This window comes from Lacrimispora sp. (assembly GCF_046972725.1).
Taxonomy (GTDB): Bacteria; Bacillota; Clostridia; order Lachnospirales; family Lachnospiraceae; genus Lacrimispora.
The window spans coordinates 859,581-873,483 of the sequence record NZ_JBKVXF010000001.1 but is presented as its reverse complement, the minus strand read 5'-3'; the positions used below and the strand labels follow the sequence as shown (position 1 = coordinate 873,483).

Below are 13,903 nucleotides of genomic sequence, written 5' to 3'. Positions count from 1 at the left end.
CAAATCCCTCCACTTATCATTACTGCTTTAACTATACCATCCGATTGCTGCTCTGTCTATGGATAAGTATTATTTCCTCCATATTTCAGACGATATTCTGTATTTACCAAACATATAAATACTGCCATAATAATGGTAATAAAATCAATTCTATCCAGAATGGAGCGGAAGGGGACTTTTTTTCTATGCGTACTATTTTATCCATTAATCAGCAATGGCTTTATAAGCCGGAATTTTGTGAGGAAAAGGATCTTAAGCAAATGGAGGACAACGGCTGTTATGAACCGGTGTGTCTGCCTCACACGAACCTTGAATTGCCCTATAATTACTTTGATGAGGAAGCCTGCTGCTTTGTGTCCTGCTACAAGCGTAAGCTGGCTTTAGAGCCTCAGTGGAAGGGAAAAAGATTGTTTCTTGACTTTGAAGGGGTGATGAGTGATGCACGTGTCTATGTAAACGGTATTTTCGCAGGGGAACATAAAGGCGGTTATACGGCCTTTGACATCGAGATCACAGATCTGGTTGATTTTGCTGTTGAAAATGAAGTGACCGTTGTTGTGGATTCCACCGAGCGGCCGGATATCCCCCCTTTTGGCGGACAGATCGATTATCTGACTTATGGTGGGATCTATCGCGAAGTGCAGCTGCGTGTGGTGTCACCTGTGTATCTGGAAGATGTTTTCATAACGACTCCGGGCCTGTTGACGGGCAACCGGAAATTGTCTGCGGATATTCTTCTGAACGGATTGGAAAAGGAACAGAGTGATCTTACGGTACAGATAACATTGCTTGATGGAACTAAGGAAATCTCCAGCCTTGAACGTGCTGTTTCATATGACAGTCTTGTACATCTGGAACTGGAGCCGCTTGACGGCATTGTGCTTTGGTCCTTGAATCATCCAAAGCTTTATAAAGTCAAATGTGTGCTGTTCCAGGGAAAATGTGAGATCGACTGCTATGAAGTGCGTATTGGATTTAGAGAAGTGCAGTTTATGCCGGAAGGATTTTACTTAAACGGGGAAAAGATCAAATTAAATGGACTGAACCGCCATCAGTCATACCCTTATACAGGCTATGCCATGCCGGCACGGGTACAGCGTAAGGATGCGGACATTCTTAAATACGAACTGGGGCTTAATACGGTGCGTACATCCCATTATCCTCAATCCCGTCATTTTTTAGACAGATGCGATGAGATCGGGCTGCTGGTGTTTGAGGAAACACCGGGCTGGCAGCACATTGGTGATGAAGAATGGCAGCTGCAGGTGCTGCAGGATATAAAGGAAATGATAATCCATGACAGGAATCATCCCAGTATCTTTTTGTGGGGAGTGCGTATTAATGAATCCCAGGATCATCATAGCCTTTATACACGTACCAACCAGCTTGCAAAAGAGCTGGACCCCACCCGTCCCACAGGTGGGGTACGTTATCTTTGCAACAGTGAATTTTTAGAAGATGTATATACAATGAATGATTTTATCCATGATAACGGTTACGGAAAATATTTATCATCTGTAATCCGTAATTATAAAACCTATGATCATCTTCAGGGAAAGGACGGAGCGTGCATTGCTTTGCGGGAACCGAAAGATGTGACCGGACTGGCATATGATGTGCCTTATCTGGTCTGCGAATACAATGGACATATGTATCCCACAAAACGGTTTGATCAGGAAGAACGTGCCGCAGAGCATGCACTCCGGCATTCTAGGGTATTGAATGCCTCATGGGGCAATGATGCTATTGCAGGAGCCATTGGCTGGTGTGCCTTTGATTATAATACTCACGCAGATTTCGGTTCCGGTGATAAAATCTGTTATCACGGGGTTATGGATATGTTCCGTATCCCCAAGTTTGCTGCATATGCTTACAGCAGTCAGAAATCTCCTGATGAAGAGGTAATTTTAGAACCTGCCACCTATTGGGCCCGGGGGGAACGCAGCATTGGCGGTGTGATTCCGTTGGTAATCTTTACGAACTGCGACGAAGTCAGGTTTTATTATGGAGATGAGTTAAAAGGTACCTTCCAACCGGATTGGCAGCACTATCCTGCGCTGTCCCATCCGCCGGTCGTGATTGATGAAATGGCAGGAGAGTGGGGCATGCGATGGGAAGACGGAGTCTTTGCAGGCTATGTCCATGGGAAAGAAGTGATCCGTAACATGTATTCAAGAAATTCCGTTCCAACTCATCTGACCCTTACCCCGGATGATTTCAGCTTAAAAGCTGGTGATTGGGACGCCACCAGGATCGTGGTCAAGGTCAGCGATCAGCTTCATAATACACTTCCTTTCTTACAGGAACCGGTCAGTATAAAGGTTGGGGGAACTGGGGTACTGATTGGTCCTTCTGAACTCAGTCTCATCGGCGGTCAGACTGCATTCTGGGTAAGGACAACCGGAGAGACAGGAACAATCCACATTTCCGTGACCTGCCCGGTTTTAAAAAAGTGTGCGGACGCAGTTATTGCGGTTGATGTATAAGCAATTATGGGGTTGCGGTATTTTTGCAAATATTTTTAAATTTTACTAAAATAGCTATCTTTCTTATAGAACGGAAGGATAGCTGTTTTTCGTTGTCACAAATCCCGTATTGATTGATAGGGGCAGCGGATTGAAAAATCCATCCAAAATCATATAATTTTGTTAAGATTTTGTAAAAATATACAGGAAAACTTAAAATTAATTAATGCTTAATTAATGGCATTCTGAAAATAAATGATTATAATAGGTCTTTGTGGTACGTGTTTCCAGTGAATATCGAGAAACCACATGATAGCAGCAAGAGGGAGGACAACTCGGTGGTTTTCAGTAGTTTGGGATTTATTTTTCGTTTTTTTCCGATATTTCTGGTACTTTATTATGCAGTGCCTGTCAAACACAGAAATAAAGTCCTTTTTGCAGGGAGTCTTTGTTTCTATGCACTGGGTGATTTTCAATATCTTCCTTTGATTTTATTGTCAATCGGAATCAATTATATCGCAGTAAGGCAGATGCTTTCGCACCGGGAGCATGCAAGGATTTGGCTTACGGGAGCTTTGATTTATAATATTGGAACCCTATTATTCTTTAAATATATAAATTTTTTCATAGAGAATATTAATTTCCTGTTAAGGTTCTTTTCTTTGAGTGTTAAGATAGCTTCTTTCCATCAGGAATTACCGCTGGGAATCAGCTTTTATACTTTTCAGATCATTTCCTGCGTTGTGGATGTGTACCGCGGTGACATTGGGGATACACTCACTCTTTCCGGTTTTGCCACCTATGTAACCATGTTTCCGAAAATATTATCCGGTCCCATCACTGCCTTTGGGGAGATTGCAGAAGAACTTTCCGCCAGAAAATACAGTATATTTAAGGTGGAGATGGGGTTAAGAATTTTTATTCTTGGACTTGGAATGAAGGTTTTGGCGGCTGACCGGATCGGACTGCTGTGGAATGGGATACAGACCATTGGTTTTGAAAGCATTTCCACCCCTCTTGCCTGGCTGGGGGCCGTAGGATACAGCCTGCAGCTGTATCTGGATTTTCAGGGATATTCCCTCATGGCAATTGGAATCGGCAGGATGCTTGGCTTTTATCTGCCTGCGAACTTTAATTACCCTTACATATCGAAATCTGTAATGGAATTCTGGCGCAGATGGCACCAGACCCTTGGAATGTGGTTTCGGAGTTATGTCTATATCCCTCTGGGCGGAAACCGGCACGGCAGGCTGCGCCTGGCAGGAAACCTTCTGGTGGTTTGGCTCCTTACCGGTTTGTGGCACGGGGCAAGCTGGAATTACGTCATATGGGGACTGGTTCTGTTTCTGTTGATTTTCCTTGAAAAGCTCTATTTTAAACCGGTACTGGACAGATCAAAGATTCTTGCCAGATGTTATATGTTACTTGTAATTCCCGTTACCTGGATGATTTTTGCCATCAGTAACTTAAAACAGTTGGGAATCTATCTTGGCAGAATGTTTGGTCTTAATCAGGGAATCAATGTAAACCCTGGTGACTTTATAAAATATTTCAGTCAGTATCAATGGCTGCTGTTGATCGGAGGATTTCTTTGTTTGCCTTATGGGAAACGGATCTTCCACAAATACCAGAATCATCTGGTCTGCACGTTTTTTCTTCTGATTATATTCTGGTATTCTGTTTACCAGCTTTCCAATGGAGTAAATAATCCATTTTTATATTTTAAGTTTTAAGCGCTGCAAAGGACGAAAGGACAATTATGAGAAATTTGGGAGACTTTAAAAGATACCGTCTGCTGGCTCTGTTATCTGCCAGCACCGTGGTTTTGTCTTTGGTTGGATATCTTGGCAGGAATACTGTTTACGCCGAAAATTCTGTAGATCTGATAAAATCTCCCCGGCTGGCAGTGGTCTTTCAAGGGATGGAACAGGGAAAATATCCATGGGATATACTGGCGTTTGGTTCCAGGAAGACAGCTGCAGGCATTATAGATGACCGTGGACCTGCCGGGATGGGGGAAACAGCCAGCCCGGAGACAGCAGCCAGCCCAGAGACAACAGCCAGTGCAGAATCGGCAGCCAGTAAGACAGAAAAATCAGCACCCCCTCAGGACGGCAAGAAAGCAGAGGGGGAAAGTCCTTCTGGGGGCAAGGCTGAGAGTGCCCCTGTATTTACGACCGTTGATCAAAGCTATTTTGATGATGCTCTATTTATCGGAGATTCCAGGACTGTTGGCTTATCGCAGTATTCTGGCTGGAAGAATCCAGTTTATTATGCAGACATAGGTCTTACGATCTATGATGTATTTGAAAAAAAGATTGCAAAAGTAAACGGGGAAACACTTACCATAGATAAAGCGTTGGAAAAGCAGAAGTTTGGAAAAATCTATATTATGCTGGGAATCAACGAATTGGGAAGAGGAACGACCGGGAAATTTGCAGAACGATACAGTCAGGTAATCGGAAGAATAAGGGAGCTTCAGCCTGATGCGGTAATATACATTGAGGGTATCATGCGGGTTACGAAAAAAAAATCGGATACGGACCCCATCTTTAACAATAAAAACATAAATGAAAGAAATGCTGCCATAGAAAAATTAGCGGACAATGCCAGTGTATTTTACATTGATGTAAATCAGGCCATTGCGGATGAGACAGGTGGAATCCCGGAGGCTTATACGTTTGATAATGTTCATTTAAAAGCAGCCTATTACCATATATGGACCGATTTCCTTCTTACCCATGGTATTATGAGAAATTCCTGATAAAATAAAAGGAATTATTTGGATAAGGGTATTTCCAAAAAGCAGCGCTTATATTATAATTTTGTTTACAGGCGTAAGATTCGTGTAAAAATACATAACAGATAAATTCCTTTTACAGGATAGAGAGGCATAATGGATGGACAGATTTGATGATATAATTAATAACACCATAGTTAAGAAGGTAGTCAGTATTTTATTGCTGGTTTTATTTATGTATTTCTTTCGGGGGATGCTCAATCAGCTTTTGCTCATTTTCATCGTAACATTTATCTTTGGACAGCTTCAAAAGTTTATCTATGATAAAGTCAATGCCCACATAAAGATCAGCCGTAAACTGATTACCATTTTGATGTATATCGTAATTCTTCTGTTTTTCACCATTTCAGGAATTATGTATATTCCAAAGGTGACCCAGCAGCTTCTTGATATCGTCAGTCTGATCTCTACCTTTGATTTAAATCAGGTTCAGTCAAAAGTGGATATCAGTCTCATCAACAGCATACCAAAGGACCAGATCGATTCCTATATCCAGGTGGCAGAAAGTCATCTTCTGAGCTTTGTTGCCACGGCGGGAACATTCAGTTTTAATCTATTGCTGTCCTTTTTAATCAGCTTTCTCTTTTTGCTGGAAAAGGATGAGATCCTTTCGTTTTTTAAACATATGGAGCAAAGCAAGGTTTCTTTCTTTTATGAGTATTTTACGTTCTATGGAAAAAAGTTTTTAAACTCCTTTGGAAAAGTGATTGAATTGCAGATTCTGATTGCCTTTATTAATTCGTTTTTATCAGTATTAGCCCTTACGGTCATGGGATTTCCACAGACCCTGGGTCTTGGTGCCATGATTTTCATACTGGGATTGATTCCGGTTGCAGGAGTGATTATTTCCCTGATTCCTTTAGCCATCATCGCATTTAATATCGGCGGAGCATTTAAAATTATTGAAGTGATTGTAATGATCGTCGTGCTTCATTCTCTGGAGACTTATGTGCTGAACCCAAAGTTAATGTCTGCAAAAACAAAGATTCCGGTGTTCCTGGTATTTCTTATTCTTCTTGTAAGTGAACATTATATTGGAGTATGGGGATTGCTTTTCGGCATTCCGCTGTTTATGTTTTTTCTGGATATACTGGATATCAGGGTGCGGGAAAAATAAGAGTTCCAATGACTGAATAAACCCGGTCACATAAGTAAAGCAAGGGGGCTGCCAAACGTACATTCTGCGGCAGCCCCCTTGCTTTACGCTTTCTGTTTCATTGCTTTATTCTGAAAATATAGCTTTATATTCCAAATCGCTTACCTCCCGGCCCTTTGGCGTCAGTTTGATCATCTCTTTCTCTATCACCACATTCCCTTCCCTTAATAAATCGCTGACAATTTTATCGGTAAATGCTTTTTCCCAGTGAAAGTGTGCAGAAAGAGTGGTAAGACCGGCTTCCTGCTTTTCTTCCTCGCTTCCTTCGTGCTGGTATAAATGAAACAGAAGGGTCTTTTTGCTGAAATCCAGTTTTTGTCTCTGGTGCCTTCTTACAGAGCTTATCAATCCTCTTTTGGGAGCTGTGATAAATACAAGAAAGAACACCAGTCCGGTCATGACTGCCATACTGCCGGAAATGGAAACATCAAACCAGGACGCCATATAAAATCCCAGTATTCCGTTTACAGCACCGATTCCGGCACTGAGGAGCAGCATATGTTTTAAGTCATCGGTCAGCAGATAAGCGGTAGCCGGAGGCCCGATCATAAAGGCAACCACCAGCACAGAACCAACCGCTTCAAAAGCACCTACCGTTGTCATGGAAACCAGCATCATCAGCCCATAGTGGATCAGGGAAGGAGAGATTCCAAGAACAGCAGACAGTACAGGGTCAAAGGTGACCACCTTTAATTCTTTGAAAAATACAAGAATAAAGATGAGATTAATAAGTAACAGTGTGAGGGTGCTGTAGATTGCTTTTGCACCGATATCATAACCAAACAGGATCATCCGGTTAAAGGGGGCAAATGCCAGTTCCCCAAGAAGAACGGAATCCGTATCCAGATGAACGGAACCTGCATATCTGGTGATCAGGATAATGGCGATGGAGAACAGCAGCGGAAATACGATTCCAATGGAAGCATCTTCAGAAAGCAGTTTCGTCCGGTTCAGTGTTTCCGTCATCCAAACCGTTGCAAGGCCGATCAAAGCAGCACCTGCAATCAGGAGAGGAGAAGATAAGTCACGGGTCAGGAAAAAGGCAAGGACAATACCAAGGAGAATGGTATGGGTAATGGAGTCGGACATCATTGACATTTTCCTCAAAACCAGAAACACGCCCGGCAGCGAACAGGCAACCGCAACAATAACGGCAATCAGCTGAATTTCAAATTGTGGTGACATCCGCATTCCCTCCTTTGTTTTTTATTATTTGTTTTAGGTTTTTGCGATGGAGTATTTTTTGTATAATTCCTCTTCCCGGTGCAAATAAAATGCTGAATATAACAATGGAGCTGATAAAAACAACAATCGCAGGGCCTGTAGGGAGCTTGGCTGTCAGGGAACTGGCAATGGTTCCAAGAATGCCGGACACAGCACCAAAGACAGAGGACAGCGTTACCATGATCCACAAACGGTCAGTCCATTGCCTGGCAGCAACCGCCGGTGCGATCAGCATGGCACTCATTAAGATGACTCCTACAGTCTGCAGACCGATAATAATGGTCATAACGATCATAAAAGATAGTAAAAGATTGATTTTGTTTGCAGGAAATCCAAGGCTTCTGGCGTATTCCATGTCAAAGATGAAAAGCTTGAATTCCTTCCAGAAAAGAAGAACCAGGATCAGAAGAATCACTCCGCACAGAACCATAAAGGTTACATCCTTTTGAAGCAGAGTGGATGCCTGCCCAAAGATAAAGCGTTTTAACCCGGCCTGATTGGAATTGGGGATTTTTTGAACAAAGGTCAGCAGGACCAGACCGAATCCGAAAAATACAGACAAGACAAGGGCCAGAGCGCTGTCAAATTTGATACGGGTATGTTTTACAATGCTGATTATGAATAAAGTGGCAATTAAGCCTGAGACCAGTGCTCCAAATAAGAGTACTTCCGTATTTTTAGAGCCGGTCAGCACGAATGCCAGTATGACACCGGGCAAGGCAGCGTGGGAGACACCGTCTCCCAGAAGACTTTGCTTGCGAAGCACAGCAAAGCTTCCTAAAATGCCGCTCAATAACCCGAGAATGGCAGAGCCAAGTGCCACAGTCTGGAACGTGTAATCTTTAAAAAGGGTAAATACCTGTTCCATAGTGTCACCTCCTACATGGCGCCCTGTAATAGATTTACGGAGCTGTGATAAGCCTTTTTTAAATTATTTTCATGGAATACTTCCTCCACAGGGCCGCTTGCGATCACTTTGATGTTGATCAGTGTGACCCAGTCAAAGTATTCAGGTACTGTCTGCAAGTCATGATGGACCACAACAACTGTTTTACCGGACTCTCTTAATTCCTTCAAAAGCTGGACAATTGCTTTTTCCGTCTGGATGTCAACGCCCTTAAATGGTTCATCCATAAAGTAGATATCTGCCGTCTGCATCAGGGCTCTGGCTAAAAATACCCTTTGCTGCTGGCCGCCGGAGAGCTGACTGATCTGACGGGCTGCAAATTCTTCCATACCCACTTTTTTTAAGCATTCCATTGCCATTTCCCTGTCTTTTTTTCCTGGGCGGCGGATAAAGCCAAGTCTTCCGTAGCAGCCCATAAGAACAATATCCTGTACCGTAGCCGGGAAATCCCAGTCAACGCTTCCGCTTTGGGGAACATAAGCTACCTGATTTTTTAATTTACGGAGATTGTTTTCTTTATCCTGAAAAAACTGGACCGTACCTGTAACCGGAATCAATAGTCCAAGCATGGCTTTTAAGAGGGTGGTTTTTCCTGCCCCATTGGGGCCTACCACAGCCATTAACTTGCCCTGGGGGATATCAAGGTCAATATCCCACAGAACCGGTTTGGAATCATAGGCGACGGTTAAATCTTCTATATGAACTGCATAATCCGATGGATTTAATTTCATAGGTGTTCCTCCTTTTCCAGGCATTATTTTAATGCTCCTACAATGGTGTCAACGTTGGCTTTTACGGTCAGGAGATAGGTTTCCGCACCGGAATTTACGCCTCCAAGAGAATCCGAGTAAAGTTCTCCGCCGATGGTTACATCAAAGCCTTTTGATTTTACAGCGGCCTGTAGCGCTTCTATGTTTTTTGGAGGGACAGAGGATTCCACAAAGATGGCTTTTATTTTACGTTCCGTAATAAAATCTGCCAGGCTGCTCACGTCGGCAGTTCCGGCTTCCGCATCAGTGCTGATTCCCTGCAAGCCTCTCACTTCAAGGCCATAGGCCTTGCCGAAATATTGAAATGCATCATGTGCTGTGATTAAAACCCGCTGTTCTTTTGGAATTTCTTTTATCCGGTCTTTTATGTAGGTATCCAGTGCCTCCAGTTCTGCCGTATAAGCTTCCAGGTTCTTCTTGTAATCGGCTGAATGCTCGGGGTCTGCTTCGGATAATTGGCCGGCCACAGTTTTAGCGGCGGATTTCCAAAGAGAAACATCAAACCAGATGTGAGGGTCGTGTACGGAACTGTCATTCTCCCAGGATAATAATTGGTCTTTTGGAAGACCGTCTTCAATGCAGATCACCTTGCTGCCCCGGTCAGTCAGGGATTCAAAGATCTCGCCCATTTTTCCCTCCAGATGAAGGCCGTTATACACGACGACATCGGCATTCTGCATAAGCGTAACGTCTCCGGCGCTTGCCTGATATAAATGCGGATCAATTCCCGGCCCCATAAGACCATCAACCTTCACATGTTCTTTGCCGATGGCTTTTGATAAGTCGGCAAGCATGGTAGTGGTAGCTACAATATTAAGCGTATCATTTTCACTTTTTGGGTCTGTTTTCTGGCAGGCCGTTAAAAGTAAGGAAACAATCAAACTGAGGTTTACTGCCACAATTAATTTTTTTATCATATTCAATCCTCCAATCATTTCATGTTATAGACATTCATCATTTGCAGATACATAAATCTGGCAGGCAGCTTTATGACTGATCTGTATGGTTTTGTCTTTAAAAGCCAGAGTATATGGACCCTCATAGGCATCAACAGCCAGGACGGTGACCTTGCTTCCGATTTCAATTCCCTGAATCTGTAAGTAATCAAGAAGCTCTTTTTCTTCCTGGACTTTTTTTATGAGAGCTGTTTTTCCGGCCTCCAGAGTGGAGAGAAGCATTAAGGATCCTTCTTTTATCTGTCCGTTCTGGTCGGGAATCGCATTGCCGTGGGGGCAGTATGCCGGGTAATTTAAAAAGCGTTCCAGCCGGTTGGTCAGCCGGGAAGGAGATACGTGTTCCAATAATTCCGCATCTTCATGTGCTTCACTCCAGGAATAGCCCAGGTGCCGTATGAGAAAAACTTCCCAAAGGCGGTGCCCCCGTAAAAGAGAGACTGCAATTTCAATTCCATCTTTCGTCAATTTTGCTCCTTTATAAGGTTCCGTGGTCAGCAATGCTTCCTGATTCAGCTTTGCCAGCATTTCAGATACGGAAGCCGGAGCGACTTTTAATGTCTGTGATAACTGTTTGTTGCTTACGAGGCGTTCAGAGCCTCCCAGTTTATATAGTTCTTTTAAATAATCTTCTTTATTTGGTGTCATAAGGCTGCCTCCTGTTTTAGGTACTCCTAAATTATTTATATTATATACCTAAAATCAATCATGCGCAAGCCGGACGACAGCAAATAAATGAGTATCTTTATCATTAGCAGAATTAGCATAGGCTAAAAAAGTTTCCTTAGACTAATATATTTTAAAATGCGGAAAGTGTTACAACATGTGAAAAAGAATCAATGCTTCTGATTGTTATGAGTTTTATCCGGATCATAGATTTCTTCTGAAAATTCGGTCAAAATGCGGCGGTGTTCCAGACTTCCTGCCGGATACTGATTTTGCTGGTGAGAGTTGTTTTTATCTGCTGCACGGACAAATGCATAACAGACCGTAAAAAACGCCACAAGACCAATACCTGCAAAAAATCCCAGGGTCTGGCTCTTTAAAAACGGCATGCTGAACATGGCAATGACCAGACCTGCCATCGTAAACAGAGAACTATACGGGAATCCGCACAGCCTGCAGTTTCCCTCCGGTTTTCCGTTCTTTTTCCGGAAACGGATGTGGGTAAACATAAGCACAATATAGGTAAAGAGCAGCGCAAATCCCCCGGAGCTGATCAAAAACAGATAAACTTCAGGGAAAAACAGTCCAACGTATAAAAACAGCATCATGGAAAAGCCGGAAAACAGGATTCCCCGGTAAGGAACATCGGTTCGGTCCCTTAAAAATGCAGGCCCAAGCCCGTCTTCGACAAGGGAACGAAGCATTCTTCCGATTCCAAACATGGCAGCCAGCATGGTAGATAAAATTGCGCTGATAAGTATGACCGTCATGGCAGTACCTGCCCAGGTCATTTGATAGCGGTCTAAAGCCGTAACCATAGGGCTCACATCATCACTTAAGGCTTTGGTGGGAACCAGCAGCAATAGAACTGAGATGCACAGGATATAAAGTGTCACGAGCCAGAACACCGTCAGGTGAATGGCACGGGGCACATTTTTTTCTTTGTTTTCTGTTTCGCTGGCAGCAAGTCCGATGATCTCAAAACCTGCAAAGGTAAATAAAACGATTAGCATGCTTCCGGCCAGGCTTTTTATCCCTCCGGGAAGAAATGGCTCTGAGCGGAGGATGCTGCTTCCCAGCGGCCGGATACCGGGAAAAAAACCAAAGATGATCAGGGAGCCTATAAGGATAAAGCCGATAATGGCTAAAATCTTGATTGCGGACAGTATGCTTTCCAGGTGACTCAGCTGCTTGGCCCCCAAAAGGTTTAAAACAGTGACGCCCACGATCAGTACGGTGCCAAGTATTGGAACCGATATGGAGGGAAACCAGGTTCGGAATAATAAAGAAACTGCGGTAGCTTCACTGGACATGGAAATGACCATTCCTGTCCAATAAACCCAGCCGACCACAAAACCTGTTCCTTTATTTATATACTGAGAGGCAAATGTCCGAAAGGAAGAAGAGTCGGGATTGGATACTGTCATTTCCGAAAGTGCAAAAAGAATGAAATAAACCATAACCGCACAAATCAGATAAGAAAGGATAATTGCTGGTCCGGCAGCCTGTATGGCCACTGATGAACCTAAAAAAAAGGAGCCGCCGATCACGGTTCCCAGAGCCATCATCGTTAAGCGGCCGGCAGTAAGGCCTTTTGGTTTGTTTTTCATTAGAATTCCTCGCTTTTACTTTTTGTATTATTATTTCAGATTACAGAAAAGATATTCGAATCATAGAACAACTTTTATACCGTTTATCTGTAAATTTTCCTAAAAATACTTTGATAATTATGAGCGGATGAATTATAATGGAAAATAAAAAATCCGGAGGAGCTTATGATCAGAAGGTCAACAAAAGAAGACATCGCTGCAGTAGCTGACACTTACAGGGAACTGCTGCTTTATGAGAAGGAACACGGAAGTCATTCCAATTGGGTCCTTGATGTGTATCCCACAAAAGCAGTGGCTGAAAAAAGCCATGAAGAGGGTACGCTGTATGTTCTGGAGGAAGACGGAGAAATTTCTGCCAGCATGATTTTAAATCATTATCAGTCCGAAGGCTATAAAAGGATTCCCTGGAAATATCCTGCCGCCCCGGAAGAAGTGCTTGTCTTACATACTCTATGCATTCCTCCTTTAAAAGCAGGAAAGGGCATTGGCAAGAAGATGGTTACTTATGCCTTAAAAAGAGCAAGGGAACTGGGCTGTAAAGTCATGAGGCTGGATACACACTTTGACAACGAACCGGCGGCGGGCTTATATAAGAAGCTGGGATTTCAGTATGCAGGCTCCACAGACGTTTTGCTTGAAGGACTTATTCCGGAAAAACAGATCTTTTTTGAGCTGAAGCTGGAAGAATTATAAAAAACAGAACGTGCAGCAAGCTGCAGATAAGCCAAAATCAATCCGGATCAATGGGAAGATACATGATATGCATGTCGGAATACCCGCCATTCTTTAACCGAAAGCCTCCTGGAATGGTGCCGACCATGGTAAAGCCGATTTTTAAGTATGTGTGGATGGCAGCCAGATTGCCTGCCACGACCGCATTGAACTGCATTCCCCGAAAGCCTGCTTCTTTTGCCTGTTGAATGGATCTTTTAACCAAAGGTTTTGCCAGCTTATGCCCCCGGTATTTTTTCGCGATGGCATAACTGGCATTTGCAACATGGCTGCATCTGCCGATATTATTCGGATGAAGGATAAAGTATCCTGCCACTTCCTGATTTACCAGAATGCAGGAAACCACGGTCTGGGCTTTTAACATTTTTTCAAATCCTGTTTCCTCATAGATACTTTCTCCGGGAAAAGCATTTCCATCTTTCAGGATGTCATTCCATATCTCCATTAAATATGTAAGTTCTTCTTTTTTATAGGTTCGGAAAGAAATATTCATTTTGATCTCCTTTTTTGCAGGTACCATTTAATTGCAGATAATGAATCAGAGAAGTGCAAATATATGATCTCTTTATAGATATATCGTCATTTCCAGGGAGATATTTAAGAAAAAAGCAAAAGGGTTA

At 43.1% G+C, this 13,903-nt stretch carries 12 protein-coding genes; 5 read left to right on the top strand and 7 right to left on the bottom strand.

The features are described 5' to 3' along the window. The first annotated feature begins 185 nt into the window (after window positions 1-185). The 4 genes from ACLTWA_RS04390 (at window position 186) to ACLTWA_RS04375 (ending at window position 6,382) form a co-directional block, all read left to right on the top strand. Window positions 186-2,486, top strand: coding sequence for a glycoside hydrolase family 2 TIM barrel-domain containing protein (locus ACLTWA_RS04390; protein WP_412326344.1), 2,301 nt, complete (start codon window positions 186-188; stop codon window positions 2,484-2,486). Between the two features lie 641 nt (window positions 2,487-3,127). Further along, entirely contained in the window at window positions 3,128-4,198 is a 1,071-nt protein-coding gene (locus ACLTWA_RS04385) for an MBOAT family O-acyltransferase (protein ID WP_412326343.1), read from the top strand. Between the two features lie 26 nt (window positions 4,199-4,224). Continuing rightward, the gene (locus ACLTWA_RS04380; RefSeq protein ID WP_412326342.1) at window positions 4,225-5,229 is read left to right on the top strand and encodes a GDSL-type esterase/lipase family protein; all 1,005 of its coding nucleotides are present in this window, start codon (window positions 4,225-4,227) and stop codon (window positions 5,227-5,229) included. Between the two features lie 136 nt (window positions 5,230-5,365). Further along, window positions 5,366-6,382, top strand: coding sequence for an AI-2E family transporter (locus ACLTWA_RS04375; RefSeq protein ID WP_412326341.1), 1,017 nt, complete (start codon window positions 5,366-5,368; stop codon window positions 6,380-6,382). A gap of 105 nt (window positions 6,383-6,487) precedes the next feature. Here ACLTWA_RS04375 and ACLTWA_RS04370 read toward each other — a convergent pair whose 3' ends face one another. The 6 genes from ACLTWA_RS04370 to ACLTWA_RS04345 all read right to left on the bottom strand — a co-directional run bounded on the left by ACLTWA_RS04370 (window position 6,488) and on the right by ACLTWA_RS04345 (window position 12,551). After that, a complete protein-coding gene (locus ACLTWA_RS04370) occupies window positions 6,488-7,606 on the bottom strand; it encodes a metal ABC transporter permease (protein WP_412326340.1) in 1,119 nt (372 codons plus the stop codon). Continuing rightward, window positions 7,590-8,513 (bottom strand): metal ABC transporter permease, encoded by a 924-nt coding sequence (locus tag ACLTWA_RS04365; RefSeq protein ID WP_412326339.1) that lies wholly within the window; start codon window positions 8,511-8,513, stop codon window positions 7,590-7,592. Before ACLTWA_RS04365 ends, ACLTWA_RS04370 begins: the two co-directional genes overlap by 17 nt. 11 nt (window positions 8,514-8,524) lie before the next feature. Beyond that, window positions 8,525-9,283 carry a metal ABC transporter ATP-binding protein gene (locus ACLTWA_RS04360; protein ID WP_412326338.1) on the bottom strand — a complete coding sequence of 253 codons (759 nt, stop codon included), beginning with the start codon at window positions 9,281-9,283 and terminating at the stop codon, window positions 8,525-8,527. Between the two features lie 23 nt (window positions 9,284-9,306). Then, entirely contained in the window at window positions 9,307-10,239 is a 933-nt protein-coding gene (locus tag ACLTWA_RS04355) for a metal ABC transporter solute-binding protein, Zn/Mn family (RefSeq protein WP_412326337.1), read from the bottom strand. A 24-nt stretch (window positions 10,240-10,263) separates the two neighbouring features. Continuing rightward, window positions 10,264-10,923: a metal-dependent transcriptional regulator gene (locus ACLTWA_RS04350; RefSeq protein WP_412326336.1), complete on the bottom strand. Its 660-nt coding sequence runs from the start codon at window positions 10,921-10,923 to the stop codon at window positions 10,264-10,266. A 188-nt stretch (window positions 10,924-11,111) separates the two neighbouring features. Next, the gene (locus tag ACLTWA_RS04345; protein ID WP_412326335.1) at window positions 11,112-12,551 is read right to left on the bottom strand and encodes an amino acid permease; all 1,440 of its coding nucleotides are present in this window, start codon (window positions 12,549-12,551) and stop codon (window positions 11,112-11,114) included. 165 nt (window positions 12,552-12,716) lie between these two features. Between ACLTWA_RS04345 and ACLTWA_RS04340 the strand changes: the two genes are divergently transcribed. Continuing rightward, window positions 12,717-13,244, top strand: a complete 528-nt coding sequence (locus tag ACLTWA_RS04340) for an N-acetyltransferase family protein (RefSeq protein ID WP_412326334.1) — start codon at window positions 12,717-12,719, stop codon at window positions 13,242-13,244. A 37-nt stretch (window positions 13,245-13,281) separates the two neighbouring features. Here the strand turns inward: ACLTWA_RS04340 and ACLTWA_RS04335 are convergent, their stop codons facing one another. Further along, complete coding sequence (locus ACLTWA_RS04335; RefSeq protein ID WP_412326333.1) at window positions 13,282-13,776, bottom strand: N-acetyltransferase family protein; 495 nt, start codon at window positions 13,774-13,776, stop codon at window positions 13,282-13,284. Window positions 13,777-13,903 lie beyond the last annotated feature (127 nt).